Source organism: Amycolatopsis sp. NPDC005961, assembly GCF_040629235.1.
GTDB classification, from domain to species: domain Bacteria; phylum Actinomycetota; class Actinomycetes; order Mycobacteriales; family Pseudonocardiaceae; genus Amycolatopsis; species Amycolatopsis camponoti.
On sequence record NZ_JBEXVF010000075.1, the window covers coordinates 1 to 24,719 of the forward strand.

Genomic DNA, 24,719 nt, shown 5'->3' on the forward strand with positions numbered 1-24,719 from the left:
CACGTGTCACCACGCAACGCGACCACGCGGGGGGTCCAGGGGGCTTGCCCCCTGGCGGGGGTCCGGGGGTTCGACCCCCGGAGAACACGGCGGAGGGATGGGGGCGAGCGAACTCCGCGAGCACACCCCACCCAATCCCGCAGCCCCCTCCCCCGATCAGAAGTCGACCGGCGCCGGCACGGCTTCGACGGCCTCGGCGTCGACCTGCGCGCCGATGCCCAGCTTCTCCTTGATCCGCTTCTCGATCTCGTTGGCGATGTCCGGGTTGTCGCGCAGGAACTTCCGCGCGTTCTCCTTGCCCTGGCCGAGCTGGTCGCCTTCGTAGGTGTACCAGGCACCGGACTTGCGCAGGATCGCCTGGTCGACACCCATGTCGATGAGCGAACCCTCGCGGGAGACGCCGTGGCCGTACAGGATGTCGAACTCGGCCTGCTTGAAGGGCGGGGCCATCTTGTTCTTCACGACCTTGACGCGGGTGCGGTTGCCGACCGGCTCGCCGCCGTCCTTCAGCGTCTCGATGCGGCGCACGTCGAGGCGGACCGACGCGTAGAACTTCAGCGCCTTACCACCGGTCGTCGTCTCCGGGGAGCCGAACATGACGCCGATCTTCTCGCGCAGCTGGTTGATGAAGATCGCGGTGGTGCCGGAGTTGTTCATCGCGCCGGTCATCTTGCGCAGCGCCTGGCTCATCAGGCGGGCCTGGAGACCGACGTGCGAGTCACCCATCTCGCCCTCGATCTCGGCGCGCGGCACGAGCGCGGCCACGGAGTCGATGACCAGGATGTCGAGCGCGCCGGAGCGGATCAGCATGTCCGCGATCTCGAGCGCCTGCTCGCCGGTGTCCGGCTGGGAGACCAGCAGCGCGTCGGTGTCGACGCCGAGCTTCTTGGCGTATTCCGGGTCCAGCGCGTGCTCCGCGTCGATGAACGCCGCGATGCCGCCGGCCCGCTGTGCGTTCGCCACCGCGTGCAGGGCGACCGTCGTCTTACCGGAGGACTCCGGGCCGTAGATCTCGACGACGCGGCCGCGGGGCAGGCCGCCGATGCCGAGCGCGACGTCGAGGGCGATCGCGCCGGTCGGGATCACGGAGACGGGCGCGCGGCCGTCCTGGCCGAGCCGCATGACCGAGCCCTTGCCGTACTGCTTGTCGATCTGCGCGAGCGCGAGCTCGAGCGCCTTGTCCTTGTCGGGTGCTGCAGGCATGGAAGTCCACCTCGCTGGTCGAAGCCCCCCGTCTCGAGGGCTCTGTGTCGGTTCTTCAGCTGTCCGGTCCGACGCTAGCGGCGGGGACCGACAATTCCAGGCGCGGCGCCCAATCTGTGGATCGCTGGACCCGATGTGGACAACACCTTAGACGAACACCTGTTCGAGGTCCGCAGCGACACACCCTTGCGCTAGGGTTTTCGCCCGCCCGGGTCAGGGCAGCGCACATCCGCCCAGGTCAGCGCCGTTCACGCGGAACGTCGAAGGCGTCGCAGACCTCGCGCCAGACGTCCTTGGCCGGGATTCCGGCGGTCAGCGCCTGGTCGACCGTGCGGCCGCCGAGCGCGCTGAGCACGTGGTCCCTGGCCAGCACCTGGGCCCGCCCGGGCCCGAACTCGTCGGCCATCAGCCGCCGGAAAACCGTGATCCGCATCGGAACCACTCTAACCGGAGGGCGCGAACGGTCCGTTCGCTACCCGCCCGGCTGGACGCTCGCTTCGAAGTAGTTGGCGAGCGTGTCCGGAGTGGTCGCCTCGGCCTGGTCGCTCGAGTTCAGCTGGTAGATGAACCCCACCAGCGGCCGGTCCGACACAGTGAACACGAGCACCGCCGCTGTCCGGCCCGCGGCCGACGAGTAGTGGCCCTTCAGCCCGTTGCCGCCCCAGTCGGCCTCGGTGCGGTCGCCGCCCGCCGAGGAGAGCAGGCCGTCGGTGTACTGCTTGAGCGTGTCGGCGCTGTCGCCCTGGACGTAGGTGACCTGCGTGCCCGCCCGGCCCGGCGCCGAGCAGGTCGAGGCCACCCCGAGGTTCTCCGCCGGCGCCGCCGGGCCGTTGCCCATGCCCGGCTTGCAGTCGCCGGTGTCGGCGATCTTCCCGGCGAGCTGGCGCAGGCAGCCGGTGAGGCCCTTGTCGTCGGCTTGGCCGGGCGTCCTGCACTGGTCGGCGGTGTAGGTGGCCGTCGAGGACGACGACGTCAGGACGAACGTCAGCCCGGCCGCGAGGACCACGACGACCGCGACCGCGATGCCGATGAGCAGCTTCTTCTTCCCGCGCGGCTTCGCCTCGGCTCGCTCCGGCGCGGGCGAGTAGCTGGGGAAGTTCGACGGCGCCGGGTTCTGCACCTGCTGCGGGCCGCTGGGCGGGAAGTTCGCCGGAGCGTAGCCCGGGTACCGCGGCTGCGGCGGCGCGTACTGCGGGCGGTGCGGGGCGCCCGCCGCCACGGCTCCTTCGACGTTCTGGGTGCGCATGCCCAGGCCGTCCCGGGCGACGTGCTGGGCCCCGAGCGCGACGGCGGTCTCCGGCTGGTCGAGGCTGCCCGGCACGACACCGAGCTTCTCCGCGATCATCGTGCCGACCAGCGGCAGCCGGCTCGACCCGCCGACGAGGTAGATGCCGGCCAGCCGGTCCGGGGTCAGACCGGACGAGCGCAGCGTCCGCGAAAGCAGTTCGACGCTGCGCAGCATCGCCGGCCGCACCAGGCCTTCGAGCTCACCGCGCGTGACCAGGACGTCCTTGAACGGCTCGGGCATCGGGACTTCGGTCTGCGGGTGCCGTGACAGTGCCTCTTTGGCCGCCTTGACGTCTTCCTGCAGCGCGCGCCGGGTGCGCCGGTCGCCGGTGGACTCGGGGCGCAGGAGCCGCTGCCAGCGCTGCGGGTCCGAGTGGGAGACCTCGCGCCCGACGTGCACCATCAGTGCCTGGTCGACGTCGAGGCCACCGAGGTCGGGCAGGCCGTCCTCGGCGAGCACGGTGAACCCGTTCTGCGTGGCGCCGACGACGGCGACGTCGAAGGTGCCCGCGCCGAGGTCGTAGACCGCGAGCGCCTGGCCGGGCGCGAGGGACTTGCCGGGGAACGACGCGAAGTGCGCGGCCGCGGCGACGGGTTCGGGCACCAGCAGGATGTTCTGCCCCATCCCGGCGAGCCGGGCGGCGGACATCAGGACGTTGCGGCGGGTCTGGCCCCACTGCGCGGGGTGGGTCAGCCGGACCTCGTCGGGCTGTTCGCCGCCGAGCTGGCGGGAGGTTTCCTCGAGCACGCGGCGCAGGACGGCGGCCAGCGCGTCGGTCACCGGGACGACGTCGGTGCCGAGCAGCAGGGTCTGCTCGTCGATGCGGCGCTTGGGGTTCGGCTCGAAGCGCGTCGGGTCGAGGCGGGCGCGGCGCTCGGCGTCGCGGCCGACCATGATCGTGCCGTCTTCGGAGGCGAACACCGCCGACGGCATGGTGGCCGAGCCGTCCACCTCGACGACCCGGGGCGGCATGCCGTGCGCCGAAAGGACGGCGACGGTGTTGGACGTCCCGAGGTCCACCGACAGGATCCGCACTGCACTCCCCTCACGAAAACCCGCCTCGACGGCGTTCGCCGTGATGCTGCCATGCGCGCGGTCACCGTGCGTGCGGACCCGCGAAAGTCGCCGCTCCTTGACTTCGGCGGTGATCACGGTGCACGATAGTTGCGCAGTTCGATCAATCAAGTTGCGCAGATCGCGCAGAAGGGAGCGTGAAGTGCCGAAGCTGCTCGTCCTCGGGGACGACCTGACCGGCAGCAACGCGACCGGAGCGCTGTACGCCCGCTTCGGGCTGCGCGCGGTTTCCGTCACCGCGCCGCTGGAACCGGACGCGCCCTGCTTCCGCGCGGAGAGCGGGATCGACGCTCTCGTGGTGAACCTGAGTACCCGGCACGCTTCCCCCTCACACGCCGCGCGAGCGGTGCGTGAGGCGGTGGCGCGCGTGGGTCCCGTCGAGCTGACGGTGAAGCGCGTCGACACCACGTTGCGCGGCAACGTCGGCGTGGAGACCGAGGCCGTCCTGGCCACGGCACCGGACGCGCGGGCCCTGGTCGTGCCCGCGTTCCCGGACGCGGGCCGGGTCACCCTCGGCGGCCTGCACCTGGTCGACGGCGTCCCACTGGCCGAAAGCCCCGCGGCGCGCGACCCGCTGGCGCCGGTGAAGACGTCCCGGATCCGCACGCTGCTCCAGCCCACGCGCCGCGAGATCGCCGAGCTGCCGCTGGACGTCGTCGAAGAAGGCGTGGACGCGATCGAGGCGGCGCTGCGGTGCACCGCCGGGATCGTGGTCTGCGACGCCACGACGAACCGGCACCTCACCACCGTCGCCAAGGCCGCGGCCCGGCTGGCGGCCGAAGGCACGCGGTGGATCTCGGTGGACTCCGGGCCCTTCGGTGTCCGGCTGGCGGCCGCGCTCGGGCTCGCGCCCGGCCACGGCACCGTCCCGCCGGTCCTCGCGGTGGTCGGCAGCATCACCGGGCAGACCCACGACCAGCTGCTGGAAACCGAGCTGGTGCTGGACGCGCGGTACGTCGACGTCGACGCGAGCCACCCCGACCCGTCCGCCATCGCCGCCGCTGCCGGGAAGCTGCTCGACGCCGGGCACCGCGTGGTCGGCATCCGGACCCGGGCGCCCGCGCCGGGCACCCCGGTCGACCCGGCGGTGGCGGCCCGGATCCCGCCGGCGCTCGGCGAAGCCGCCCGGCTGGTCCTCGGCACCCACCGGATCGGCGGGCTCTACGCCACCGGCGGCGACATCGCCGTCGAGGTCACGAAAGCACTCGGGGCCGAAGGCTTCGAGATCGACACCGAAGTACTGCCACTGGCGGTCGCCGGGCGGCTCTCCGGCGGCCCGCACGCGGGGCTGCCCTTCGCCACGAAAGGCGGGCTGATCGGCGGGCGCGACGCCGCCGTCGCTTGCCTGGAACACCTGAACCACGTGCTGGCCACCGGAAGGAAGAACCCGTGAGCGACCTCCCCATCCTCGCCGTCACCCTCGGCGACCCCGTGGGCATCGGCCCCGAGATCACCCTCAAGACCCTCGCCGAGCCCGAGTCGCTGCAGCTGGCGCGCGGGGTCGCGGTCGGCGACGCGATCGTGCTGGAACGACTGGTCCGGCACCTCGGTCTGAACCTGGAGATCAACCCCATCGCCACGGTCGCCGACGCGCGGTTCACCACCGGCGTGATCGACATCCTCAACCTCGGCGTGGTCCTGGAAGACCTGCCGTGGGGCGAGGTGAACGCGACCGCGGGTGCCGCCGCCGTGGGCGCGATCGAAGTGGCCACCCGGCTCGCGCTGGCCGGCGAGGTCGACGCGGTCGTGACCGCGCCGATCAACAAGGAGGCGATCTGGGCGGCGGGTTCGCAGCACCTCGGGCACACCGAGATGCTCGGCGAGCTGACCGGCTCGACCCGGTTCAACACCATGTTCTGGGTGTCGGGGCTGAAGATCTTCTTCGCCACCCGGCACCTTTCGCTGCGCGAGGCGATCGGCCAGATCACGCGGGAGAACATCGAGCACGCCATCCGCGAGGCGTACACCGCGCTCGAAGTGTTCGGCACCGAGAAACCGAGACTCGCCGTGGCGGCGCTGAACCCGCACGGCGGGGAGAACGGCAAGTTCGGCGACGAGGAGATCATCGCGATCGCCCCCGCCGTGGCCGCCGCCCGGGTCGCGGGGCTCGACGTCGTCGGCCCGATCCCGGCGGATTCCGTTTTTCACCAAGGGATCCAAGGCCGGTTCGACGGCGTGCTCTCGCTGTACCACGACCAGGGGCACATCGCGTCGAAGACGTACGACTTCGACGGCACGGTGTCGGTGACCGTCGGCCTGCCGATCCTGCGCACCTCGGTCGACCACGGCACGGCGTTCGACATCGCCGGCACCGGCCGGGCCTCGCACGGCACGATGGTCGCCGCGTTCAAGGCCGCGGCGACGCTGGCGCCGTACGCGCGGAAGCTGCCCTCGATCTACCCACCGGGCGTCCGGTGATCCCCCGCAAGCGCTGGGCGTACGTCATCCCGGTCGCGGTGGTCATGTACATGCTGGCCTACCTCGACCGCACGAACGTCGCGGTGATCCTGCCCTACATCGGCGAAGACTTCCCGTTGTCGGCCAGCGCGAAGGGGCTGGCGAGCGGCATCTTCTTCATCGGCTACCTCGTGCTGCAGATCCCGGCGGCGGTACTGGCCGTGAAGTGGAGCGCCCGCAAGACGGTGCTGGTGCTGATGATCGCGTGGGCGTTCGCGGCCGTCCTGTGCGGCCTCGTGCGGAACGAGACCCAGCTGCACCTCGCCCGGCTGCTGCTCGGGCTGTTCGAGGGCGGTGTCTGGCCGGCGGTGCTGATCCTGCTCGCGTCCTGGTTCCCGCAGGCCGAACGGGCCCGCGCGAACGCGCTGTGGATGACGTGCCTGCCGATCTCGGCGATCGTCATGTCCCCGCTGTCCGGGCTCATGCTCGACCACATGTCCTGGCGCTGGGTGTTCGTGCTCCAGGGCCTGCCGCCGCTGCTGTGGGCGGTCGTCTGGTGGTTCGCGGTGGCGGATCGGCCGGCGAAGGCCCGCTGGATCTCCGCCGAAGAGCGGGAGTACCTCGAAACCACCCTGAAGGCCGAAGAAGAGGCGAAGCCCGCGTTCGCGAAGCAGGGCTACCGGCAAGCGCTAGCGAACCGGCAGGTGCTGCTGCTGATCGGCATCTACTTCTTCTGGATCACCGGGTTCTACGGCTTTTCGCTCTGGCTGCCGTCGGTGGTGAAGACGATGACCGGGGGTTCGGCGACCGCCGTCGGGTTCCTGTCGGCCGTGCCGTACGTCCTCGCGCTGGCCGGGATGGTCGCGTGCGCGCACTGGTCGGACCGGACCGGCAACCGGCGGCTCGCCGTCACCATCCCGCTGGTCGTCGCGATCGCCGGGCTGCTGCTCGGCAACCTCGTGCACTGGCCGGCGGCGGTGCAGCTGGTGCTGCTCTGCGTCGTCGCGACCGGCGTCTACATGCCGTACGGGCCGTTCTGGGCCATCCCCAGCCGGATCCTCGGCATCGAGGTCGTCGCCGTGGCGATGGGCCTGATCAACGCGCTGGGCAACCTCGGCGGGTTCGCCGGCCCCTACCTGGTCGGCTGGCTCACCGACGTCACGGGCAGCGCGACCACCGGGTTCGTCGTGCTGGCCGCGTTCCTCGCCGTGGCCGCCGGGCTGGCGTTCTTCGGGCTGAAACCGGTCCCTGTGGAAGGCTTGGCGCATGTCCCAGCCGCGACCAGGAACACGTGACCGGCGCGCGATGCTGCTCGAAGCCGTCCGCGACGGCTCGGGCGCCATCGCGGAACTGGCCGAGGAGTTCGGCGTCTCGGAGTCGACCATCCGGCGCGACCTCGCCTCGCTCGCCGGGGCCGGGCACGTCGTCCGCACCTACGGCGGCGCGCTCGACACCGAACGCAGCCCGCACGAGAAGGACCGGGAGCACGCGGCGGCGAAGGACGCCATCGCCCGGGAAGCCGCCGCGCTGGTGCGTGACGGCGAGGTCGTGCTGCTCGACGCCGGCACGACGACCGGCAGGCTCGCCCGGCACCTCGCCCACCGCGAGGGGCTGACCGTCGTCACGAACGGCGTCACCGCCATCCGCGAGCTCGCCGGCTTCGCCGGGATCGACCTGATCGTCCTCGGCGGCCGGCTGCGGCACCCCAACGAAGCCATCCTGGGCGAGAGCGTGCTGGCCCAGCTGCGGCACATCTCACCCGATCGGGTGTTCCTGGGCGCGGACGGCCTGGTGGCCGAGCGGGGCCTGTGCTGCCCATCACTGGAGCAGTCGGCGGTCAAGCACGCGATGCTGCACGCGGGCGGCGAGGCGTACGTGCTGGCCGACCGCTCCAAGCTGGGCCAGGCCCCTTTTTCGTACTGGGCGCCGCTCGACCGCGACTACCGGCTGATCACCGACGAACCCCGGGTCGACGTCACGTACCCGCAGTTCGCCCAGAGCGTGATCCTGGCGAGCGGGTCCGAAACTGTCGGTGGTGCCGCGCATGATGGACGACGTGGCAGTTGACGTGCTCGACCTCTTCTCCCCCGCGACCCGGGACTGGTTCGCGGGGGCCTTCGCGGCGCCCACCGCGGCGCAGGAAGGGGCCTGGCGGGCGGCGCACGCGGGCGAACACGCCCTCGTCGTCGCGCCGACGGGCTCCGGCAAGACGCTGTCCGCGTTCCTGTGGGCGCTGGACCGGCTGTCGGTGGAGCCGCCACCGGCGGAGGCCACGAAACGCTGCCGGATCCTCTACGTCTCGCCGCTGAAGGCGCTCGCCGTCGACGTCCAGCGGAACCTGCGCGCGCCGCTCGCCGGCATCTCGCAGGCCTCGCGGCGGCTCGGGCTCCCGGTGCCGGAGATCGAGGTCGGCATGCGCACCGGCGACACCACCGCGGCCGAGCGGCGATCGTTCACCAAAACCCCGCCGGACGTGCTGGTGACCACGCCCGAGTCGCTCTTCCTGATCCTCACGTCGTCGGCCCGGGAGTCACTGCGCGGCGTCGAGACCGTGATCGTCGACGAGGTGCACGCGGTCGCCGGCGGCAAGCGCGGCGCGCACCTCGCGCTGTCACTGGAGCGGCTGGACTCGCTGCTCCCGAAGCCGGCGCAGCGGATCGGCCTGTCGGCGACGGTCCGCCCGGTCGACGAGGTGAGCGCGTTCCTCGCCGGCGGCCGTCCGGTGCGGGTGGTCCAGCCGAAGCTGGCGAAGACCATCGAAGTCCGCGTCGAGGTCCCGGTCGAGGACATGAGCAACCTCGACGCGCCGCGCGGCGGACCGGCGCCGAGCCCGCTCGACGCGCTGGAGTCGCTGGAGTCGCTGACCGAGGCGTTCCCGCCCGGCGACATCGCGCCGGGCGGCCTGGGCACCCTGGAGGAGATCGCCGGCAATCCCGTGCAGCGGCCGTCGATCTGGCCGGCCGTCGAAGAGCGCGTGCTGAGCCTGATCCGATCCCACCGGTCGACCATCGTGTTCGCCAACTCGCGGCGGCTCACAGAGCGGATGACAGCGAGGCTCAACGAGCTGGCCGCGGAACAGACGGAGCTGACGCCACAGGACTCGTTCCCGGCCGAAGCCGTCGGGCAGTCCGGGGTCAGCACCGGCGCGCCGCCGGTGATCGCCCGGGCGCACCACGGGTCGATGTCGCGGGAACAGCGCACGCGCGTCGAGGAGGACCTCAAGTCCGGCCGGCTGCCGTGCGTGGTGGCGACGTCGTCGCTGGAGCTGGGCATCGACATGGGCGCGGTCGACCTGGTGGTGCAGATCGAGGCGCCGCCGACGGTCGCGTCCGGGCTGCAGCGCGTCGGCCGGGCCGGGCACCAGGTCGGCGCGGTGTCGTCCGGCGTCATGTTCCCCAAGTTCCGCGGCGATCTCGTCTCGTGCGCCGTGGTCGCCGAACGGATGGCGACCGGTGCGATCGAAGCGGTCCGCTACCCGCGCAACCCCCTGGACGTCTTGGCCCAGCACGTCGTAGCCATGGTGGCGCTGGAGCCGTGGACGGTGACGGACCTCGCTTCGCTGGTGCGGCGGGCGGCGCCGTTCGCGTCGCTGCCGGACGACGCACTGCACGCGGTGCTCGACATGCTCGCCGGCCGGTACCCGAGTGAAGAGTTCGGCGAGCTGCGGGCCCGGATCACCTGGGACCGCATCGCCGGCGAGCTGCGCGGGCGGCCCGGCTCGCAGCGGCTGGCCGTCACCTCCGGCGGCACCATCCCGGATCGCGGCCTGTTCACCGTGATGACGCCGGGCGGGGACGACAAGCCCGGTTCCCGCGTCGGCGAGTTCGACGAGGAGATGGTGTACGAGTCGCGCGTCGGCGACACCATCCTGCTCGGCACGTCGTCGTGGCGGATCACCGACATCACGCACGACCGGGTCATCGTGGTGCCCGCGCCGGGCGAACCGGCGCGGATGCCGTTCTGGAAGGGCGACGCGCCGGGTCGTCCGCTGGAACTCGGCCGGGCGCTGGGGAAGTTCGTCCGCGAACTGTCCACATCGGACGATTTGAAGGCGCGCGAGCGGGCCGCCGCGGCGGGGCTGGACGAGCGCGCGTGCGACAACCTCCTCGCCTACCTGACCGAACAGAAGGCCGCCACCCGGCACGTGCCGAACGACCGGACGCTCCTGCTGGAGCGCTACCGCGACGAGCTGGGCGACTGGCGGATCATCGTGCACTCGCCGTTCGGCGCGCAGGTGAACGCGCCGTGGGCCCTGGCGATCGCCGCGCGGCTGCGGGAAAACCGCGGGGTCGACGCGCAGGTCGCGCACTCCGACGACGGCATCGTGCTGCGCCTGCCGGACGCGCTCGACGCCGAGGGCGGCGACGTCACGATCGGCGCGGACGACATCCTGCTCGATCCCGAGGAGGTCGAGCAGCTGATCGTCGCGGAGGTCGGCGGCTCGGCCGTGTTCGCGGCCCGGTTCCGGGAGTGCGCGGCGAGGTCGCTGCTGCTGCCGCGCCGGGACCCGCGGCGCCGCACTCCGCTGTGGCAGCAACGGCAACGCGCGTCGCAGCTGCTGTCGGTCGCGTCGAAGTACGAGCGGTTCCCGGTCGTCCTCGAAGCAATGCGGGAGGTTCTGCAGGACGTCTACGACGTGAGCGGGCTGCGCGAACTGATGGCCGACGTCCGGGCCCGGAAGGTCCGGCTGGTGGAGGTCGAGACGCCGGCCGCGTCGCCGTTCGCGCGCAGCCTGCTGTTCGGCTACGTCGGGATGTTCCTGTACGAGACCGACGCGCCGCTGGCCGAGCGGCGGGCGGCGGCCTTGTCGCTGGACTCGGCGCTGCTGGCCGAGCTGCTGGGCACGGAGGCGATCCGGGAGCTGCTCGACCCGGAGGCCGTGCGCGAGGTGGAACGGTCGCTGCAGCGGCTCGACCCCGATCGGCACGCCCGCTCTGCCGAGGACGCCGCCGACCTGCTGCGGTTCCTCGGCGACCTGACCGTCGAAGAGGCGGCCGAACGCGGGATCCAGCCGGAGTGGCTCACCGAGCTGGAGGCGGCGCGGCGGGCGATCCGGGTCCGGATCGGCGGCACGGAACGGTTCCTGGCGATCGAAGACTCCGGCCGGGTCCGCGACGCACTGGGCACCGCGCTGCCGGTCGGTGTGCCCGAGGCGTTCACCGAACCGGTCGCGGATCCGCTCGGCGACCTGCTGTCGCGCTACGCTCGCAGCCGCGGGCCGTTCGCGGCGGCGACCGTGGCCGAGCGGTTCGGGCTGGGCATGGCGGTCGTCACCGGCGTCCTCGACCGGATGACCGGCGAAGGCCGCTTGGTGCGTGGCGAGCTGAGCCCGGTCGGGCATCCGGACACGCACGGTGTAGGTGTCGAGTACTGCGATTCCGCGGTACTCCGCCGGTTGCGGCGAGTGTCGCTGGCGAAGCTGCGGGCCGAGGTGGAGCCGGTCGAACCGGCGGCGCTGGGCCGGTTCCTGCCGTCGTGGCACGGGTTCGGTGGCCGCGTCCGGGCGGCGCCGACGGCGGACGACGTGCTGTCGGTGGTCGAGCAGCTCGCCGGGGCGCCGTTGCCGGCGAGCGCGGTCGAGTCGCTGATCCTGCCCGGCCGGCTGCCGGGCTACTCGCCCGCGCTGCTGGACGAGCTGACGACCGCGGGCGAGGTCACGTGGGCAGGCTGCGGCGCGCTGTCCGGCGGGGACGGCTGGATCGCCCTCGCCCCCACGGACGTCGCCGATCTGCTGTTGCCGGAGGTCGTCGAGGACATCCCGACCGGTCCGCTGCACGACGCGCTCGTGTCCACTTTGGAGGGTGGGGCGCTGTTCTTCCGCCAGCTGGTGGACCGCGCGAGCGTGCTGGTGGACAAGGCGCCGAACGACGCCGAAGTCGTGGCGGCGCTGTGGGACCTGGTGTGGGCGGGGCTGGTCACGGGCGACACGCTGGGGCCGTTGCGGGCCCAGGTGGCCGGGCACGGCGCGCACAAGCCGCGGCGCCAGGCGCCGCGCGGCCGGTACGCGCGGTTGCGGGCGGGGCGGCCGCAGATGCCGTCACGGTCGGGGCCGCCGACGGTCGCCGGCCGCTGGGCGCTGACCCCGACCCGCGAAACCGACGCGACCCGGCGCGCCCACGCGCGGACGGAGGCGTTCCTGGAGCGCCACGGCGTCCTGACCCGCGGCGCGCTCGACACCGAACGCGTCACCGGCGGGTTCTCGGGGATCTACAAGGTGCTCCGCGGTATGGAGGACACCGGCCAGGTGATCCGCGGCTACGTCGTCGAAGGCCTCGGCGCGGCCCAGTTCGCGGCGAAGGGGGCGGTGGACCGGCTGCGCGCGCTGTCGGGCCCTGGCCGCCCGGAGCCCGGCCGCGCGGTGGTGCTGGCGGCCGCGGACCCGGCCCAGCCATACGGCGCGGCGCTCCCCTGGCCGGCCGCGACGGGAGACACGAAACACCGTCCGGCGCGCAAGGCAGGGGCGCTGGCGGTGCTGGTGGACGGAGTTCCGGCGTTGTACGTCGAGCGAGGAGGCAGGTCGCTGCTGAGTTTCACGGAAGAACGGCAACCGTTGTCGGACGCGGCGCAGGCGCTGTCGGCCGCGGTCCGGGAAGGCTGGCTGGGTCAGCTGTCGGTCCAGCGAGCGGACGGCGAGCAAGCCCTGACCTCGGAGCTGGCGGAGGTTCTGCGGGACGCCGGTTTCCGGGCCACGCCTTCCGGCCTGCGGCTGCGGGCCTAAGCTGCCAGTCCGACACGCACGAAGGATGTTCTGCTCATGGCCATGCGCGAACTGCGCTATTTCGGGGACCCGATCCTCAAGTCCGTCTGCGACCCGGTCACCGTGTTCGACGAGAAGCTCGAGGCGCTCGTGCGAGACCTGATGGACTCGGTGAAGCCGGCGGGGCGCGCCGGTCTGGCCGCACCGCAGATCGGTGTCGGGCTGCGCATCTTCAGCTACGACGTCGCCGGGCTGGCCGGGTACGTCGTCAACCCGGAGATCGTCGAGCTGTCCGAGGAGACGCACGAGATCGACGAGGGCTGCCTGTCGGTGCCGGAACTGTGGTTCCCCACGAAGCGCGCGAAACACGCGAAGGTCCGAGGCGTCGACATCCGCAACGAACCGATCGAGGTGGAGGGCGAGGACGTGCTGGCCCAGTGCCTCCAGCACGAAACCGACCACCTGGACGGCGTGCTCTACTTGGACCGCCTCACCGCCGAGCGCAAGAAGACGGCCCTGCGCGAAGCCCGCGACAAGGACTGGTTCTGGAAGCGCTGACCAGCCGAGACGGGCGAAAGACCCGGCAACCACCGGCCGGGGAGCGCGCAGGCCGCCACACCGAGCCGTCCTCCCGGCAGCCGAACCCCTTCGGGCAAGCCGCCATGGCCGGCCGTTAGCCGCCAGCCGCCGATGGGAGAACCGCCGCGGGCCGCCACCGCAGCGGGCGCCAGCCGCTAGCCACCAACCGCGGAACCCCTGCGAGCCGCCGCCGCAGTCGGCCGCTAGCCGCGGCGCGGCCGCAGGCCTTCTATGCAGCCGACCGGGCGCGCAAGTTGCCGCACCGAGCCGCCCTCCCGGCAGCCGAACCCCTTCGGCCGAGCGCCATGGCCAGCCGTTAGCCGCCAGCCGCCGATAGAGAAACCGCTGCGAGCCGCCACTACAGCCGGCCGCGAGCCGCGGCGCGGCCGCGGGCCTTCTATACAGCCGGCCGGGCGCGCAAGTTGCTGTACCTAGCCGCCCTCCCGGCAGCCGAACCCCTTCGGCCGAGCGCCGTGGCCAGCCGTTAGCCGCCGATAGGGGAACCGCTGCGGGCCGCCACCGCGGCTGGCCGCGGCGCGGCCGCGGGCCTTCTATACAGCCGACCGGGCGCGCAAGTTCCTGCGCCGAGCCGTCCCCCGGCAGCCGAACCGCTTCGGGCGAGCTGCCGTGGGTCGCCACCGCAACCGGCCGCTACTTGAGTGCGGCCGAACCGCTGCCGGCTTCCGGCGAGCCTCGACCGCCGGCCCGCCATCCCGCCATCCGCTCAAGCCAGCGGGAACATCCGCAGCTGGGTGCCGTCCTCGGTGGGGCGTTCCGTCCGCAAGCCCGCTCGGGCCGCCGTGCGGGCCAGCACCTCGTCGTCGGGGAGGCAGTCCGCTCGCAGCTCCGTGATGCCCTCGGCCTCCGCGAGCGCCGCCACTCTGGCCAGCAGGGCCGTGCCGATGCCCTGGCGCTGCCAGTCGTCCTCCACCAGCAGGGAAATCTCGGCGCCGCCGGTCGAGGACGGGATCAGCTGGGCCAGCCCGATCACCTCGCGGCCGAAGACCGCGAGCACGCTCGTGCCGCGCGGTGGCACCAGCAGCCGGTGCAGCCAGCGGCGCGGGACCGTGCGGACTCCCGTGTGGTAGCGCCGGAAGAGCGTCGCCGTCGAACAACGGCGGTGCAGTTCGGATACCGCTTCCGCGTCGGCGGGGAGGCCCTTGCGCAGGACGATCGCCGCGCCGTCCGGGCGGTTCAGCACCGCCGGGCCCGCGACGTTCCGGGCCGTCGCGGCCAGCAGCGTCACCAGCGCTTCGGCGCGGGTGAGCTCCAGCTGCACGAACGGCGCCCACTGGCGCCGCGCCACCAGCGCCTCGCCGCCGCCCAGCGCGAACACCGCCCGGTGCCCGCTCTCGGTGCGGGCCGGGTTCGCCTCGGCCGTCGGGACGCGCGTGACCACGTCCGCGGCCAGCACGTCCTTCAGCACCTCCGCGAGACGAGCCGGGTCGTCGACCGCCCGGCGGGCCGCGAGCAGCGTCGACGATGCCGGGTCGACCAGCTCGTGGACGTCGGCGTCGATGATCGCCGTGCACTCGCAGCCCTCGGCGCGGATGGCCTCGGCCAGGTGCCGCCGGGGCAGGCCGGTCGCCGGGCGCACGACGATCTCGTCGAGCACGCCGCCGGGCACCGGCAGCACGGTCAGGCCGAGGATGTTGCACTCGAGGTCGGCGAGCCGGATCGCGATGCGGGCCAGGGTGCCGGGGTGGTCGTGCATCCGGATCCGCACCCGCCACGCGGTCGGCGTGCTCGGCACGTCGACCGGGGCCGCCGGATCGAGCTGGGGCACCGCACGGGAAGTTTCCATGCCCCCACGGTCCCCCGCGGTTGTTGCCGCTCCGGGACGTGAGTGTTTCGCGCAGGTCAGCGTTCACCGCGGCTCGGCAACGCGGCCGCAACGGTCAGCGGGGAGTCAGCACGCAGAATTCGTTGCCTTCCGGGTCCATCAGCACGCGCCACGGCAGGTCCGGGCCGCCGAGGTCCGCGGGCGCCGCACCCGCCGCGACGACCTCCGACACCGCCGCCGCGTGGTCGGCCCCCGACGGCGGCGCGACATCGAGGTGCACGCGGTTCTTGACCCGCTTCACGTCGTCGTTGCGGAGGAACTCCAGCCACGGTCCACGCCCCGACGGCGCGCGCAGCCCCACCAGGACGTCGCCCTCGCGAGCGCCGACCGGCCGGCCGGTGAGCCGCGCCCAGAACGCCGCCAGCCGCTCCGGATCGTGGGCGTCGACCACGATGGCGGCCACCGCGCCCGCCTGCGCATACCGGTCGCGGGGCTCGAGGACGCAGAATTCGTTGCCCTCCGGATCCGCCAGCACGACCCACGGCACGGCGCCCTGCCCGAGGTCGACCCGGCTGCCGCCCAGCTCCAAGGCGCGCGACACCAGCTCCTCCTGGTGCGCGAGCGTCGTGCTCGCCAGATCCAGGTGGATCCGGTTCTTCACTTCCTTGGCCTCGGGCACGGGGACGAAAACGAGGTCCAGGTCCCAGCCGTCGGCCTCCGGGGCGCGCACGTCGACCTCGTCCGCCTCCTCGAGCGCGACACGCCAGCCGAGCAGCGCGGCCCAGAAGTCCGCCAGGACCCTCGGCCGCGCCGCGTCGATCACCACGTTCACCAGGCGCGTGTTCATGCGGCGCAGGCTAGCCGCCACCACCGACAGTTCCGGTTCGGCTTCCCCACCGGCCGGGTCATCGGGTCGCGAGCCGCATCAGCGCCCAGAGCTGGGCGGCCTGGTCGTGCACTCCCCGCACGGTCACCGAGGTCAGGGACGACCGGCCCCACAACCACAGGTAGATCCGCCCGGGTTCGGCGGCCGTGACGACGTCGTCCGCGGCCTCGGCCTCCTCGGCCGAACAGCGCCAGGCCTCCGTCGACTCGGGCCCGGCCCGGGCGATCCAGCTGTGCGCACCGCTGCGCACGCCGACCGAGCCCGCTTTCGTGCCGGTCAGCCCCAGCATCGGCAGCTTCTGGCCGAACCAGAGGGTCAGCGCCTCGTCGATGCCGTCGATCGCGAGGTCTTCGGCGATGCCGCCCTCCGGAGTGCCCGCCGCTTGTTCGACGTCGACGCGGTGGACCAGCGTCTCGTGCAGCATCCGCCGTCGCCAGAACCCGTACGTCGGGTCCGCCGGCCACCAGGTGTCGGCGTGCTCTTCCGGGTCGTGCGCGGCCAGCTCGTCGAGCAGCTCGGCCAGGCCGGCCTCCAGGTAAGCCGCCAGGCTCTGGCCCGGTTCGGGGTCGCGCTGCCAGTCTTCGGGGTTGCGGCCGTCGGCCAGCCGGTGCCGGACCATGCGGTAGAGGCTGCCGACGTGCCGGGCCACCTCGCCGAGCGACCAGCCCGGGCAGGCGGGCACCGGCGCTTCGACGGGCGCCGCGTGGACGGCTTCGGCCAGCACCCGGCCTTCGATCCCCAGCGCCGTGAGCAGCCGCCCGCGGTCGACCGGGCCGTGCTCACGCGACATGGGCTTCCCCGGTGATCGGGAGGCCGTGCACCAGGCGGCGGACGAGTTCGAGGAACGACGTGGCGGCGCGCACCAGCCCCTCGGCCGATTCGGCGGTGACCTTGCCGGTGATCCCGGCCTGCGCGGCGGCGCGCGCGGCCGAGTTTCCGGCGAAGAAGGCCGACCATTCCCGCAGCTCGGGGGCGACGGAGTCGAGCAGCACCCAGGTACTGGCCGGCCGCGCACGCCCCCGGTGCGGCCGCCCCCGGGCGGCGAGCACGGCGGCGGCACCGCGCAGGGCGGCGAGGTAGGCGCCGATGAACCGTTCGGCGGGAGCGGGCTCCCGCTCGGCGGCGGCGAGCCCGCGCCGAGCTTGGGCGAGCAGCCCGGCCGCGACGGGCGGAGCGGGCGCGCGCAGGGTCATGGGCAGCTCGGACTGACCGCGATCCGCGCCGGCCGTGGGCGGCGACAGCTCAGGCTGCCCCGAGTCCGCCGCCGACACCGACGAGTGCGGCATGGCCAGCTCGGACTGACCGCGATCCGCGCCGGCCGTGGACGGGGACAGCTCAGGCTGCCCCGAGTCCGCCGCCGGCACCGACGAGTGCGGCATGGGCAGCTGGGCCTGCTCGACCTCCGCGTCCGCGATGGGCGGGCGCAGCGACGTCTCGGACTGACCGGCAACAGGCGAGCGCAGAGTTTCGGAGAGCCGGGCCTGATCGGCGTCCGCACCCTCCGCGGCCGACGGCGACAGCGGCGTCATCGGCAGCTCGGGCTGCCCCAAATCCGCCGCCGACGAGCGGGGGCGAGCCCCGTCCACCGACGGGCGGCGCCGGGGGCGGACGTGGTGGGTGCCGGCCGCTGCCGGGGTGACCGGCGGGCGCAGCGGCATGGGCAGCTGCGGCTGCCCGGACTCCGTGGGGGACACGACCTTGACGGACATGACGACCCTCCTCCTGCGCGGGGTGAGCCCCGATCGAGCACCCGGCGGCGGGACGCTTCCCCCGCCCCGCCGCCGGGCACCTGACCGGTGCGCGCTCACCGATGTCGAACGCCTGTTCGAACGAATTCCAGAGTAACCCCGACCCGGTGTCCGCTCAACCCCACGGGTGGAATCCCCGGACGTGGTGCGGGACACCAGGTCGGTGGCGTGATCTCATAGGTTCATGAGTTCGCTGGACCACCCCGCCGTCGCCAAGGTGGCGGCCGCGCTCGCCGAAGCCGGGCAGCACGCCGCCGCCGAGGGCATCCGCGTGCTGCCCGCCGAGGTCCGGACCGCCGCGCAGGCGGCCGAAGCGCTCGGCGTGCCCGTGGGGGCCATCGCCAACAGCCTCATCTTCCGCCTGGGGTCCGACAAAAAAGCGCTCCTCGCGCTGACGTCGGGCGCTCACCGGGCCGATCCGGCCACCCTCGAACGCCTGGCCGGGGCCGAAATCGGGAAGGCCGACGCGACTTTTGTGCGCGAGCACACAGGGCAGCCGATCGGTGGGGTCGCCCCCACCGGGCACCCGGGGCCGCTGCCGACGCTCGTCGACACCGCGCTGCGCGCCCACGACGTCGTGTGGGCCGCCGCCGGGCACCCCAAGACCGTCTACCCCACCACCTTCGCGGAGCTGGTCGCCTTGACCGGGGGCACCCCGGGCGCGCTCAGCGGCGCGGAGGAAGATGGACAGCCGTGACCGCGATGCCCGCCGGCTGCTCCCGCTACGTCCAGCTCTCCACGGACGAGTTCCGCGCACGGCTGCCCGAAGCGCTGGACATCTACGTCCGGGCGATGCGGTACCCGGCAGGCACCGCCGAGCAGCGCGCGCCGATGTGGCTCACCCACGCGCTGCGTGAGGGCTGGCGCTGCATGGCCGCGCTCGACGCCGACGACGTCCTGCTCGGGCTCGCCTACGGCTACCGCGGCCGGGCCGGCCAGTGGTGGCACGAGCAGGTGCGCCACGGTCTGAGCCGCCGGTTCGGGCCCGAAGAGGCCGAGCGCTGGCTTTCGGACTACTTCGAGCTGACCGAAATCCACGTCAAGCCGGAGAACCAGGGCCACCAGATCGGCGAGGACCTGCTGCGGAGCCTGCTGGAGAGCGTGCCGAGCGCGAACGTCCTGCTGTCGACGCCGGAGGGCACCAGCCGGGCGTGGAAGCTCTACCGCCGGACGGGCTTCGTCGACGTCCTGCGCGACTACCACTTCGCCGGCGACCCGCGGCCGTTCGCGATCCTCGGGCGGACGCTGCCCCTCGACCCGCGCTGAGCCGAGGGGCGGCGCCGGTCAGCGCGGCTCGGGGCGCCAGTACCCGATCGCCAGCGCCGCGACCAGGACGGCGGCGCCGCACCAGGCCGTGGCACCGAGCCGTTCCCCGAGGAACGCGGCGGACAGGACCGCGGCCGTCAGCGGCTCGAGCATCGCCGACAGCGCACCCAGGACGGGATGCGCCGTCGCCAGGCCGCGCAGGTAGGCGACGTAGGCGAGCGCGGTCGGCACAGCGCCGAGGTAGCAGGCCGCCGCGAGGACGTCCGCGTGCAGTGGGAGGGCCATGCCCGTCCAGCTCGCCACGGGGATGAGCAGCAGACCGCCGGTCAGGCAGCCGAACGCCGTCGTGGACAGCGGTTCGAGGCCGTCGACCGGCTTCGCGGTGAGCAACGTCAGGGTCGCGAAGCCGACCGCGGCGAGGAGCGCGAAGCCGAGGCCGCCGACGAGGTGGGCGGGATCGTCCGGCGACCAGCGGAGCAGGACCAGGCCGGCGACGGTGCCGGCGAGGGAGAGCACCGTCCAGCGGTGGGGTTTGCGGACCGAGGCGAGCGTGACGACGACGGGTGCCGCGCCGATGGTGGTCATCGTGGCGATGCTGACCGAGCTGAGCGCGACGGCGGCGAAGTAGCTCGCTTGGAAGAGGGCGAACAGCGCGCCGACGGCGAGAAGCCGCTTCGCTGCTTCGGCCGTGCGCGGGAGGGCGCCGCCTCTGAGCAGGACGAAGAGGGTCGCGACGCCACCGCCGACGAGCAGCCGGTAAGCGGCGACGGCGAGCGGGTGGAGGCCGGCTCGGTGGCCGAGAAACGAGCCGGCGAGGCCACCGGTGCCCCAGAGGACACCGGCGAGAACGAGCGCGGCCGACGAACGGGCGCGCGTGGACAGGGTTGTCAAAGGAACGCTCCTGCGTCGAAGGAAGAGGGAGATCGACGACGCGGGGCGGTGTGCAAGAAGAATCAGCCGCGGGCGCTCAGGCCACGCGGCTGGGGACCACCCCGCTCAGACGCGGGGCGGCGGGGTGACGAACAGGATTCGGCGCACGGGAAGAAGTTAACGAGAGACTCGGGGTGGCGCGACGGATTTTCGGCATCCCCCGCCGCTGCGATGCCGTGGGGTCAGCGGCCGGAGCCGACGATTTCGGCGGTTGTCCACACGGTGGCTGCATTGTGGACAGTCGGGCCGGGACGTGGCTTCTCGGCGGGTTTTGCCGGGCGGGGTCGATAAACTGGACGTGGGACGCCCCCCAAGGGAGGGCGGGGGTCCCGCCGGCGAACCGGCGGGGCCGCCAACCACCTCAGTCCAGCTGGGCCAGCTGCTCCCGCAGCGTGTCCAGCCCCATCCCGCCCAGCCGCAGCGCCTCCATGTGGAACTTCTTGATGTCGAACGCTCCGCCCGCGCGGCCCCGGGCCTCGGCGCGGGCCGCCAGCCACAGGCGCTCGCCGATCTTGTACGCCGGGGCCTGGCCCGGCCAGCCCAGGTACCGGTCGATCTCGTCGCGGACGTGGGCCTCGTCCGTGATCGTGCGGGTCAGCATGAACTCCAGGCCCAGCTCCGGCGTCCAGCGGGAACCCTCGTGGAAGCCCGTTCCCGCGGGGATCTCGAGCTCCAGGTGCATGCCCAGGTCGACCACCACCCGCGCCGCGCGGAAGAGCTGCTCCGACAGCATTCCCAGCAGGTCGCCGTCGTCGGACAGGTAGCCCAGCTCCTCCATCAGGCGCTCCGAGTACAGCGCCCAGCCCTCCGCGTGGCCCGACGTGAACGCCATCAGGCGCTGGTACTTGTTCAGCCCCTCGGACTGGTCCACCGCCGTCGCGATCTGGAGGTGGTGGCCCGGCGCGCCCTCGTGGTACACCGTGCTCGTTTCGCGCCACGTCGTGAACTCGTCGCGGCCGGACGGCAGGGACCACCACATCCGGCCCGGGCGGCCGAAGTCCTCGCTCGGACCCGTGTAGTACGCGCCGACGCCGCCGCCCGGCGGGGCGATCTTGCACTCCAGCGCCATCACGCGGTCGGAGATGTCGAAGTGCTTGCCGCGCAACGACTTCAGCGCTTCGTCCGACAAGTTCTGCATCCACGCCTCGAACTCGGCGCGGCCGCGGACGCGGTAGCGGGGGTCGGCGTCCAGGATCGCCGCGGCCTCCGTCAGGGACGCGCCCGCCTTGACGCGGTTCGCGACCGCGCGCATCTCGGACTCGATCCGGGCGAACTCCGCCCAGCCCCACTCGTAAGCCTCGCGCAGGTCCAGCGTCGCGCCGACGAAGTAGCGCGACCACAGGCGGTAGACGTCCTCGCCGACGGCGTCCTTGACCGGGGCCTTCGGCGCCAGCTCGGCCCGCAGGAACCCGGCGAACTCCGCGAACGCCTCCTCGGCGGCCCGCGCGCCGTGCGTCAGGTCGCCCCGCAGCGCTTCACCCTGCGAAGCCGCACCGGCGACGAGCTGGGTGAAGTACCCCTTCTCCTCCTGCAGGCCGGCCCACGTCTCGCACTGCTCCGCCACCTTCGCGACCTGACGCAGCGCCGCGACGTGGCCCGCGTCGGCCGCCGTGAGCAGGCCGCTGCGCACGTTCGCGAGTGCCTGCGGGACCTCGCCGAGCCGGGCCGAGACGACCGACCAGTCCTGCTCGGTGTCGAGGGGCATCAGGTCGAACGCCATCCGCAGCTCCTGGACGGGGCTGGAGATGACATTGAGGTTCGCCACGTCGAGGCCGGCCTCGTGGATCTCCAGCTCCAGGCCGACGCGCTCGGTGAACACGGCCTTGGCGGCGCGCTCCGCGGTGTCCCCCGGCTCGACGGCGGTGACGGCGGCGTGCGCCCGCGAGGCCAGCGCGGCGCGCTCGGCGAACCCGTCCGCCGAGTAGTCGGTCAGCCGGTGGTCGTGACCCTTGATGCCGCAGGCGGTCGCCGTGACCGGGTCCGCGGCCGCGTATTCGTCGACGTAGCGGTCACAGATCCCGTGCACGCCATCGGAAGCAGTAGAAGCCATGCGCCGCACGCTACCGGGCCACCAGCACCCGGTGGTACGTACTTAAGCACGGGCCGGGACGAGCCCCAGCCTCGCGATGACCTCGCGCGTCGCCTTCGAGCGGTTGAACGTGTAGAAGTGCAGGTTCGGCACGCCCTCGGCGATCAGCTTCTCGCACAGTTCCGTGGTCACGTCGATGCCCGCCGCGCGGAACGCCTTGGGGTCCTCGGCCAGTGGTTCGAGCCGGTCCAGGAGCTTCCGGGGCGCCGGCGCGCCGGACAGCTTGATCGTCGACTGCAGGGTCCGCATGGTCGTCAGCGGCATGACGCCCGGCAGCACCGGGACGTCGCAGCCGGTCGCGGCGACCCGGTCGCGCAGCCGCAGGAAGTCCTCGGGGTCGTGGAACAGCTGCGCGATCGCGAAGTCCGCGCCCGCGCGCAGCTTGCGGACCAGGTACTTCGTGTCCGACTCCAGGTCGGACGAGCGCGGGTGGCCGTAGGTGTACGCCGAGACGCCGACGCAGAAGTCGCCCAGCTCACGGACCAGCTGCACCAGCTCTTCGGCGTAGGTGAGGCCCTCGGGATGCGGGATCCACTCGCCGTAGACGTCGCCGGGCGGGTCGCCGCGCAGCGCGAGGATGTTGCGGACGCCGACCGAGGCGTACCAGCCGATCACGTTCCGCAGCTCGGCGACGGAGTGGTTGACCGCGGTCAGGTGCGCCATCGGCACCAGCGTCGTCTCGGTCGCGACGCGGGCGATGCTGCGGACGGTGCCGTCGCGGCTGGAGCCGCCGGCGCCGTAGGTGATCGACATGTAGGCCGGGTCGTACGGCTCGAGCTCCCGGATCGCCTTCCAGAGGACGGCCTCGTCCGCCGCGTCCCGGGGTGGGAAGAACTCGATGGAGAACTTCGGCCCGTCTCCTCGCAACCGCTCGATCACCGACGTCATACCTCGAATGTTAAGGGCCACGGCTCTAGACTCGATACAGGAGTGAGCGATGAGGGATGACGACGCGAGCTGGGACGAGGACGTGCGCCTCGCCGTTTACCACGCTTTCGCCGACCGCGGACGCGCGCCGACCGCGCCGGAGCTGGCCGACGCGGCGGGCGGGTCGCTGGCCGTCGCCAAGCAGGCGCTGCACCGCCTCGCCGCGGCCCACCACCTGGTGCTCGACGAGTCCGAGCACGTCGTGCTGGCCCACCCGTTCGCGGCGAAGTCGCTCGGCTTCTCGGTGATGGGCTCGCACACGCTGTGGTGGGGCGGCTGCGCGTGGGACTCCTTCGCCATCCCCCACCTGGTGGCCGACGAACCCGAGGTGCTCGTCGCGACCCGCTGCCCGGGCTGTGACCAGCCGCACGCACTGGTCGTCGACCGCGCCGCACCGCCCGAGGGCGCGCAGGTGGCGCACTTCCTGGTGCCCGCCGCGGCGATGTGGGACGACGTGCTGCACACCTGCGGGCACCAGCGGCTGTTCTGCTGCGAGTCCTGTGTGGACGCCTGGCTGGCGGCGACCGGGCGGGACAAGGGGTACGTCATGGACCTCGTCACGCTCTGGCGGCTCGCGCGCGGCTGGTACGAGGGCCGGCTCGAGCGCGGCTACCGGCGGCGCGAGCCGGACAGCGCCGTCGCGTACTTCGCCGAAGCGGGCCTGACCGGCCCGTTCTGGGCGGCGACGGCCGGAGTCTGATTCGCCACATCCGGGTGCCCCGGCGGCCCGCGCCGCCGCCGGTTCCGCGAGGATGGCGGGATGAACGCGCCCGTTTCCGACGCCGATCTGCCCGCCAACGTCGAGCGCGCGCTGGCCGGGTTCCTCGGCCGGGCGAGCGACGGAATCGTGGCGACCGAGCCGACCGTGAAGGCCGGGATCGACGCGCTGAGCGGGTTCGTGCTGACCGGTGGCAAACGCTTGCGCCCGACGTTCGCCTGGTGGGGCTGGCGCGGCGCGGGCGGCGACCCGGCGGGCCCGGACGCCGAGGGCGTGCTGCAGGCGGTGTCCAGCCTCGAGCTGATCCAGGCGTGCGCGCTGATCCACGACGACCTCATCGACTCCTCCGACTCCCGCCGCGGTTTCCCGACCGTGCACATCGCGGGCGCGAAGCTGCACGCCGACCAGGGCTGGCTCGGCTCCCCCTCGACGTTCGGCCTGGCCACCGCGGTGCTCGTCGGCGACCTGGCGCTGGCCTGGGCGGACGACATGTTCGCCGACGCGCCGCTGCCGGCCGAGACCCTGGCCGCGGCCCGCCCCGCGTGGCGCGCGATGCGCACCGAGGTGCTCGCCGGGCAGTACCTCGACGTCCGCACGCAGGCCACCGGGGACGCCTCCGTCGAGGCCGCGCTGAAGATCGACCGGCTCAAGACCGCCGCCTACACCGTGCAGCGGCCGCTGCACCTGGGCGCCGCGCTCGGCGGTGCCTCCCCCGAGCTGATCACCACGCTGCTGGAGTTCGGCGGCGAGGTCGGCATCGCGTTCCAGCTGCGCGACGACCTGCTGGGCGTGTTCGGCGACCCGTCGGTCACCGGCAAGCCCGCCGGCGACGACCTGCGCGAGGGCAAGCGCACGCTGCTCGTCGCGCTCGGCCTGCAGCTCGCCGCGGAGAAGGACGAGACCGCCGCGGCCACGGTCATCGCGGACGCGATCGGCGACGCGGACCTCTCCGACGAAGGCGTCGAGACGGTCCGGATGGCGTTGCAGCAGGTCGGTGCGGTCGCCGCGGTCGAGCGGCGGATCGACGAGCTGACCACCGCGGCGATGGCCGCGCTCGAGCGCGCGCACCTGGCCGAGCCGGCGCCCGCCGCGCTGACCGGGCTGGTCGTCAAGGCCACCCAGCGGACGTACTGA

20 protein-coding genes are annotated in these 24,719 nt (G+C 73.0%); 10 read left to right on the forward strand and 10 right to left on the reverse strand.

Going from position 1 to position 24,719, the window contains the following annotated elements; all coding sequences use genetic code 11:
- Positions 1–156: 156 nt before the first annotated feature.
- From recA to ABZ342_RS40910, 3 genes are all read right to left on the reverse strand, one after another.
- Positions 157–1,203, reverse strand: coding sequence for a recombinase RecA (gene recA / locus ABZ342_RS40900; RefSeq protein ID WP_247012292.1), 1,047 nt, complete (start codon positions 1,201–1,203; stop codon positions 157–159).
- 238 nt (positions 1,204–1,441) lie between these two features.
- The gene (locus ABZ342_RS40905) at positions 1,442–1,636 is read right to left on the reverse strand and encodes a DUF3046 domain-containing protein (RefSeq protein WP_155542036.1); all 195 of its coding nucleotides are present in this window, start codon (positions 1,634–1,636) and stop codon (positions 1,442–1,444) included.
- Positions 1,637–1,675: 39 nt separating this feature from the next.
- On the reverse strand, positions 1,676–3,526 hold the full coding sequence (locus tag ABZ342_RS40910; RefSeq protein ID WP_360485218.1) for an Hsp70 family protein: 1,851 nt from the start codon (positions 3,524–3,526) through the stop codon (positions 1,676–1,678).
- A gap of 181 nt (positions 3,527–3,707) precedes the next feature.
- Here ABZ342_RS40910 and ABZ342_RS40915 point away from each other — a divergent pair, with 181 nt between their 5' ends.
- Genes ABZ342_RS40915 through def form a run of 6 tightly spaced genes read left to right on the forward strand, consistent with a single transcriptional unit; the run spans position 3,708 to position 13,217 of the window.
- On the forward strand, positions 3,708–4,958 hold the full coding sequence (locus ABZ342_RS40915) for a four-carbon acid sugar kinase family protein (RefSeq protein ID WP_360485147.1): 1,251 nt from the start codon (positions 3,708–3,710) through the stop codon (positions 4,956–4,958).
- Positions 4,955–5,983, forward strand: a complete 1,029-nt coding sequence (gene pdxA / locus ABZ342_RS40920; protein ID WP_360485150.1) for a 4-hydroxythreonine-4-phosphate dehydrogenase PdxA — start codon at positions 4,955–4,957, stop codon at positions 5,981–5,983. Before ABZ342_RS40915 ends, pdxA begins: the two co-directional genes overlap by 4 nt.
- A complete protein-coding gene (locus ABZ342_RS40925; protein ID WP_360485153.1) occupies positions 5,980–7,257 on the forward strand; it encodes an MFS transporter in 1,278 nt (425 codons plus the stop codon). The genes pdxA and ABZ342_RS40925 overlap by 4 nt, the downstream gene beginning before the upstream one ends.
- On the forward strand, positions 7,229–8,029 hold the full coding sequence (locus ABZ342_RS40930; RefSeq protein ID WP_360485156.1) for a DeoR/GlpR family DNA-binding transcription regulator: 801 nt from the start codon (positions 7,229–7,231) through the stop codon (positions 8,027–8,029). Before ABZ342_RS40925 ends, ABZ342_RS40930 begins: the two co-directional genes overlap by 29 nt.
- Complete coding sequence (locus ABZ342_RS40935) at positions 8,007–12,680, forward strand: DEAD/DEAH box helicase (RefSeq protein WP_360485159.1); 4,674 nt, start codon at positions 8,007–8,009, stop codon at positions 12,678–12,680. The genes ABZ342_RS40930 and ABZ342_RS40935 overlap by 23 nt, the downstream gene beginning before the upstream one ends.
- Positions 12,681–12,716: 36 nt before the next feature.
- A complete protein-coding gene (gene def / locus ABZ342_RS40940) occupies positions 12,717–13,217 on the forward strand; it encodes a peptide deformylase (RefSeq protein WP_360485162.1) in 501 nt (166 codons plus the stop codon).
- A 745-nt stretch (positions 13,218–13,962) separates the two neighbouring features.
- On the opposite strand, the gene ABZ342_RS40945 is transcribed toward def, so the two are convergent.
- The 4 genes from ABZ342_RS40945 to ABZ342_RS40960 all read right to left on the reverse strand — a co-directional run bounded on the left by ABZ342_RS40945 (position 13,963) and on the right by ABZ342_RS40960 (position 17,100).
- On the reverse strand, positions 13,963–15,042 hold the full coding sequence (locus ABZ342_RS40945) for a GNAT family N-acetyltransferase (RefSeq protein ID WP_360485165.1): 1,080 nt from the start codon (positions 15,040–15,042) through the stop codon (positions 13,963–13,965).
- Positions 15,043–15,136: 94 nt separating this feature from the next.
- Positions 15,137–15,868: a VOC family protein gene (locus tag ABZ342_RS40950; protein ID WP_155542027.1), complete on the reverse strand. Its 732-nt coding sequence runs from the start codon at positions 15,866–15,868 to the stop codon at positions 15,137–15,139.
- A 58-nt stretch (positions 15,869–15,926) separates the two neighbouring features.
- Positions 15,927–16,697, reverse strand: coding sequence for a maleylpyruvate isomerase family mycothiol-dependent enzyme (locus ABZ342_RS40955; RefSeq protein ID WP_360485168.1), 771 nt, complete (start codon positions 16,695–16,697; stop codon positions 15,927–15,929).
- A complete protein-coding gene (locus tag ABZ342_RS40960) occupies positions 16,687–17,100 on the reverse strand; it encodes an SAV_6107 family HEPN domain-containing protein (RefSeq protein ID WP_360485221.1) in 414 nt (137 codons plus the stop codon). Before ABZ342_RS40960 ends, ABZ342_RS40955 begins: the two co-directional genes overlap by 11 nt.
- Positions 17,101–17,839: 739 nt before the next feature.
- On the opposite strand from ABZ342_RS40960, the gene ABZ342_RS40965 reads away from it, so the two are divergent.
- On the forward strand, positions 17,840–18,352 hold the full coding sequence (locus ABZ342_RS40965; RefSeq protein ID WP_155542024.1) for a YbaK/EbsC family protein: 513 nt from the start codon (positions 17,840–17,842) through the stop codon (positions 18,350–18,352).
- A complete protein-coding gene (locus ABZ342_RS40970) occupies positions 18,349–18,921 on the forward strand; it encodes a GNAT family N-acetyltransferase (RefSeq protein ID WP_155542023.1) in 573 nt (190 codons plus the stop codon). The genes ABZ342_RS40965 and ABZ342_RS40970 overlap by 4 nt, the downstream gene beginning before the upstream one ends.
- 18 nt (positions 18,922–18,939) lie before the next feature.
- Here the strand turns inward: ABZ342_RS40970 and ABZ342_RS40975 are convergent, their stop codons facing one another.
- The 3 genes from ABZ342_RS40975 to metF all read right to left on the reverse strand — a co-directional run bounded on the left by ABZ342_RS40975 (position 18,940) and on the right by metF (position 22,828).
- Positions 18,940–19,812: an EamA family transporter gene (locus ABZ342_RS40975; protein WP_360485172.1), complete on the reverse strand. Its 873-nt coding sequence runs from the start codon at positions 19,810–19,812 to the stop codon at positions 18,940–18,942.
- Between the two features lie 400 nt (positions 19,813–20,212).
- Positions 20,213–21,901: a DUF885 domain-containing protein gene (locus ABZ342_RS40980; protein ID WP_360485175.1), complete on the reverse strand. Its 1,689-nt coding sequence runs from the start codon at positions 21,899–21,901 to the stop codon at positions 20,213–20,215.
- A gap of 42 nt (positions 21,902–21,943) precedes the next feature.
- On the reverse strand, positions 21,944–22,828 hold the full coding sequence (gene metF, locus ABZ342_RS40985; protein ID WP_155542020.1) for a methylenetetrahydrofolate reductase [NAD(P)H]: 885 nt from the start codon (positions 22,826–22,828) through the stop codon (positions 21,944–21,946).
- Between the two features lie 49 nt (positions 22,829–22,877).
- Between metF and merB the strand changes: the two genes are divergently transcribed.
- Both merB and ABZ342_RS40995 read left to right on the forward strand, forming a co-directional pair.
- Entirely contained in the window at positions 22,878–23,567 is a 690-nt protein-coding gene (gene merB / locus ABZ342_RS40990; protein ID WP_360485178.1) for an organomercurial lyase, read from the forward strand.
- Between the two features lie 60 nt (positions 23,568–23,627).
- Positions 23,628–24,719: a polyprenyl synthetase family protein gene (locus tag ABZ342_RS40995; protein WP_360485181.1), complete on the forward strand. Its 1,092-nt coding sequence runs from the start codon at positions 23,628–23,630 to the stop codon at positions 24,717–24,719.

Excerpts from the sequence above, each read along its gene's own strand:
- recA (WP_247012292.1), bottom strand. The coding sequence starts at position 1,203 with ATGCCTGCAGCACCCGACAAGGACAAGGCGCTCGAGCTCGCGCTCGCG.
- ABZ342_RS40905 (WP_155542036.1), bottom strand. The coding sequence starts at position 1,636 with ATGCGGATCACGGTTTTCCGGCGGCTGATGGCCGACGAGTTCGGGCCC.
- ABZ342_RS40930 (WP_360485156.1), top strand. The coding sequence starts at position 7,229 with ATGTCCCAGCCGCGACCAGGAACACGTGACCGGCGCGCGATGCTGCTC.
- ABZ342_RS40935 (WP_360485159.1), top strand. The coding sequence starts at position 8,007 with ATGATGGACGACGTGGCAGTTGACGTGCTCGACCTCTTCTCCCCCGCG.
- def (WP_360485162.1), top strand. The coding sequence starts at position 12,717 with ATGGCCATGCGCGAACTGCGCTATTTCGGGGACCCGATCCTCAAGTCC.
- ABZ342_RS40945 (WP_360485165.1), bottom strand. The coding sequence starts at position 15,042 with ATGGAAACTTCCCGTGCGGTGCCCCAGCTCGATCCGGCGGCCCCGGTC.
- ABZ342_RS40950 (WP_155542027.1), bottom strand. The coding sequence starts at position 15,868 with ATGAACACGCGCCTGGTGAACGTGGTGATCGACGCGGCGCGGCCGAGG.
- ABZ342_RS40955 (WP_360485168.1), bottom strand. The coding sequence starts at position 16,697 with ATGTCGCGTGAGCACGGCCCGGTCGACCGCGGGCGGCTGCTCACGGCG.
- ABZ342_RS40960 (WP_360485221.1), bottom strand. The coding sequence starts at position 17,100 with ATGACCCTGCGCGCGCCCGCTCCGCCCGTCGCGGCCGGGCTGCTCGCC.
- ABZ342_RS40965 (WP_155542024.1), top strand. The coding sequence starts at position 17,840 with ATGAGTTCGCTGGACCACCCCGCCGTCGCCAAGGTGGCGGCCGCGCTC.
- ABZ342_RS40980 (WP_360485175.1), bottom strand. The coding sequence starts at position 21,901 with ATGGCTTCTACTGCTTCCGATGGCGTGCACGGGATCTGTGACCGCTAC.
- metF (WP_155542020.1), bottom strand. The coding sequence starts at position 22,828 with ATGACGTCGGTGATCGAGCGGTTGCGAGGAGACGGGCCGAAGTTCTCC.
- merB (WP_360485178.1), top strand. The coding sequence starts at position 22,878 with ATGAGGGATGACGACGCGAGCTGGGACGAGGACGTGCGCCTCGCCGTT.
- ABZ342_RS40995 (WP_360485181.1), top strand. The coding sequence starts at position 23,628 with ATGAACGCGCCCGTTTCCGACGCCGATCTGCCCGCCAACGTCGAGCGC.